This is a genomic window from Ornithinimicrobium sp. CNJ-824 (genome assembly GCF_001942405.1).
Taxonomy (GTDB): domain Bacteria; phylum Actinomycetota; class Actinomycetes; order Actinomycetales; family Dermatophilaceae; genus Ornithinicoccus; species Ornithinicoccus kibberensis.
The window spans coordinates 1-3,751 of record NZ_MKKA01000039.1; the positions used below are offsets into that span (position 1 = coordinate 1).

4 protein-coding genes are annotated in these 3,751 nt (G+C 64.8%); 2 read left to right on the forward strand and 2 right to left on the reverse strand.

The window, feature by feature from the left end; all coding sequences use genetic code 11:
• Together BJF81_RS11755 and BJF81_RS11760 are read right to left on the reverse strand one after the other, a co-directional pair.
• Positions 1–301 (reverse strand): hypothetical protein (locus tag BJF81_RS11755; RefSeq protein WP_202817480.1); only part of this gene is annotated, 301 nt, incomplete at its 3' end.
• A 313-nt stretch (positions 302–614) separates the two neighbouring features.
• A complete protein-coding gene (locus BJF81_RS11760) occupies positions 615–1,175 on the reverse strand; it encodes a helix-turn-helix domain-containing protein (RefSeq protein WP_075958502.1) in 561 nt (186 codons plus the stop codon).
• 135 nt (positions 1,176–1,310) lie between these two features.
• On the opposite strand from BJF81_RS11760, the gene BJF81_RS11765 reads away from it, so the two are divergent.
• Together BJF81_RS11765 and BJF81_RS19760 are read left to right on the forward strand one after the other, a co-directional pair.
• Positions 1,311–1,583 carry a hypothetical protein gene (locus tag BJF81_RS11765; RefSeq protein WP_143780816.1) on the forward strand — a complete coding sequence of 91 codons (273 nt, stop codon included), beginning with the start codon at positions 1,311–1,313 and terminating at the stop codon, positions 1,581–1,583.
• Positions 1,584–3,199: 1,616 nt separating this feature from the next.
• Positions 3,200–3,751 (forward strand): hypothetical protein (locus BJF81_RS19760; protein ID WP_237770217.1); only part of this gene is annotated, 552 nt, incomplete at its 3' end.

Genomic DNA, 3,751 nt, shown 5'->3' on the forward strand with positions numbered 1-3,751 from the left:
CCCCCAAGGCCATCACCGTCCCAGCCTCATGAAAGACCGGGGCTAGAGGCCCGCTGCTGCGCTCACCGCGGCAGGCTTCCAGAACCCGCAGTACGGGGACGGTCAGCGGCATCGTGGCCGGCTTGTGGCCCTTGCCGACCAGGTGCAGTACCCGGTGGCCCCGCAGGACGTCGGTGTAGTCCTCGATCCGCACGGCTGCGGCCTCGGAGGCGCGCAGGGCGTTGATCCCGAGCAGGTAGGCCAGTGCGCCGTGGTGGACGGTGATGGTCTGGGCGACCTGGAGGAAGCGGATCAACTCCAACTGACCAGGCCTTGAGTGGGGGTCTCGTCCCGGTGGATCTTCGGGAGCCGGGCGTACACGGCCGGGCCAGGAACGAGACAGCCGCGAGCTGTGCGGGGCTCATCGAGTACGGCTGGAACGGCAGTGTCGCCGTGGAGCTGGTCGGTGGACATGGTCGCCTCCCGCGGCGACCTGGATCCGGGCCCAGTCGGTGCCCGCCTCCAGCGCGAAGAGGCTATCGACGCCCACGACGCTACGCCGAACGCAGCACCCCGTCCGGTCGTGGCGAAATGACGCGGCAGTTGGTGTTACAGGGTCTCGTCCGCTGCTCACCTCACTCCGCCCCCTGACCCTCGGGGGTGGGCTCCTCAAGGGCAATCGCCAAGCTCACAAGCGCTTCCGGGGTTGATGCTTCGGCAAGGCGCTGTTCTAGCCGCTCGCGGAGGGCATTCTCAATCTCGCCCCGAGTCTGCTTGTCCTCTAGGTATGCAAAGCCCGCAATACCGGCCGTCGCAGCCGCAGCGCCGAGGCCCCCCGCAACTCCGAGCCCCGCCGCTGGCAATGCAACGCGCGCCCCCCTGTTGCCGTGCATTGCAGCCAGACGTGCGGCACCTGTTGCGACGCTGCGCAGCAGCGCGGTGGACGCCTCTGGAGAGTCCTGCAGCGCAGCCCAAAGCAGGCCACGGTTCGAGAGCTCGATCGCCTCTAATCCCAGAGCTGACGCAATTCTCCTCAGGGCGGCAGCTGAGGGGGTCTTGGCGCCCTGCTCCACTTTTGCGATCATCACCTCGCCCAGCTCAGCCCGCGTGGCGAGCTCCTGCCTCGTAAGGCCCTCAAGTTCGCGGAGAGCGCGGATGACTTGTCCCAGCGCCTGGCGCTCCGTCCTTGGCTCCATGCTCCCAAGGTACCAAAGTCACACCCGGTGAGTACTTGACAGGTACTGGGAGGGAGGACCAGTCTGGTACTGAAGAAGTACCAGACTGGTACTTCTGATCCAGAGACGAAGGGTGGCAGGTGCATGATGTTCCCAGTGCTGATGCTGATGGCCGGAGGCGCCATGGTGGCCGGTGGGGTGAGCTTGATGTCTGAGGGCAGGCGTCAGATGGCCCTGCGCGAGGCGCGTGAGGTGCGCATGGCGGAGATCGAGGCGTTGGAGGACGCCGAGAAGATCCAGGAGCTGCGGCTCCGGGTTTCCGAGGCTGGAGGTGACCCTGATGCAGCCGTGGCCGCGGTCCGCGCCCTGAACTCGGGCTCACTGACGCTCGGGGCGATTGAGCGGTACCTCATCAACGGGGGTTCGTGATGGCGCGCCGCGATGAGTACGGGTGCCAGCCCACGGACGACGCCTGCATCATCCAGAGCTTCCCGGAGCGAATGGCAGTGGCTGAGCGTGCCCTGCGTAGGAATCGAGCAGAAATCGACCTCACGCGCCAGGGAACTCCGAGTGGTCGGCCCACCAAGTGGCGGCGAATGGACCCACCGTCACGGCATGACCGCTGACCCACGGGGGCTGCTGGAGTGTCGACCGAACCTTCAGCAGCCCCTGCGGCGGGAGCCCATTGTGGGCCAAGTGATGCACCCACTGGCGTGAGCTCTGCCGTCGAGACGGATCCTCGGACACCGTCCCGGACATCGGCGTGTCGCTGTCGCGCCCTCCGGACGCTGAGCCACTTGGACGCCGCATGAACGGCACTCCCCCGACAGGGCAAAGATGGCGCCGAGTCATGGTCGCTCCCGGGGCGGTGATGATGGGCCTCGGCTTCGTCACCTACGCACGCGGACCGTACCCCAGAAAAGTACTGCAGTGGGGTACAGATTTGGCGCGGCTGGGTGCTCCTCAACGCTACATAACCGCAGATCAGAGCGTTCTCGCGGCCCCAATCGTGGACTTTGCAAACAGGGAATGATGGTTCGAGCCCCCAGCATGCACCCAGGTCCGGGGCCTGCCCCGGCCTCCGGGAGGGGCGTGTTTCGTGCCCGTAAAAGCAGGAGGGACAGCAGTGGGCCCCTCGGATCACCCATCCATCCACCCGACCTGGGGGTAGACCCTTCATGGTCAGCGCTATCGGGGGCGCTTGAAAGCTTCGCAAGCTCGGCGCTCGGAAAGTGAGCACTCTTCGACGAATGGAGTGTGATCACCATGGAGGACTGGGCGCTGATCAGGAGGCTGGCCCGCGAGGGTGTGCCGAAGGCGCGATCGCCAAGAGGTTGGGCATCTCCCGGAACACGGTCGCTGCGGCTGTGGCCTCGGACGGTCCGCCGAAGTACGAGAGAGGTGCGGGTCCGACGTCGTTCACCCTACGGGGCGCGGGTGCGTCAGCTGCTGGCCGTTGCCCGGACATGCCCCGAAGGGTGTTGACCGAGCGGGTCGGGTGGATCGCCTTGATCCGCCGGCTCCGCGACAACGTGAACAGGGTGCGGTCCGTCATCCTGACGATCCAACCTGCCGTTCAGCTCCTGGGCGGCCATGTTCGGTGACCAGGGTCGTGGCCGCCGCCATGAGCGACTGCATCGTCCACCACGCCGGCGTCATCTCCCCTCAAAGGATCCTCCTACCGGCTGCCGTGACCCGGCGTCGGCCACCCGCATAAAGGCCGAGAAAGAACCACTAGACCGAAACCGTTCGCCCTTCGGCCGCCAAAACTGCTCAGCTTTCGAGCGCCGCCAACACCCCGAGACGGGCCGTGAAAAGGGAGGCCACAGACGCCCCACATGTCGCGGACTACGCGTCACCCTTCCTCCTCGGCCCGGGGTAGCTCGCGGCGCTCCATCGCTCTCCGGTGCAGGCATCTTCCCTCCCGACCTGACCCCACAGCCTTCCATTTCGAGCATCCCCACCGCTACAGTGCACTCATGTCGCGCGTAACAGGGGCCGATCCAGCGCGCCCCGTGGTCTTCGAGTCCCGCACGGTGCTCCTCATGAAAGATGTGGACTCGCTCTTACGCAAGTACAAGCCCGCTGACCCTGCACCTTTACCGCTCCACTTGGACCTGAGCCAAATGGAGGTGAGCGAACCGAGCGCGCTCGTAGCTCTACTCACAATCAGCGACTCCCTGCACCGGCGAAATATTCGCGCCACCACCACACTTCCCAGTCGCTCTTTGCTACCAAAAGAGAAACGCTTCATCGATCGACTGAGCACGGGTTCACACAGCACTACATCGGAACCAGAGTTCATTATTGCTGCTACCCACGGTCGTGTTCGTCGCAGAGGAACCATGCGCTCGAAACTCGAAGCGATGGGCTGGCTTCAACATTTTGCGGAGTACGAGAACGGTGACAAGAAGTATGTTTCTCGAGTGATGCACCCGGCGACTTGGAGCCCCAACACAACCGACCCGAGCAATGAATCGCTTCTAAGTAGGCATGTCCCGTTGACCTTCTTCGACCCTCCGTCAACAGAACCCCCGGACCCAGAACGGTGGCTAGAGACGCTGAGTGTCATCCTCGGCCAAGCTGGTCGTCTGATT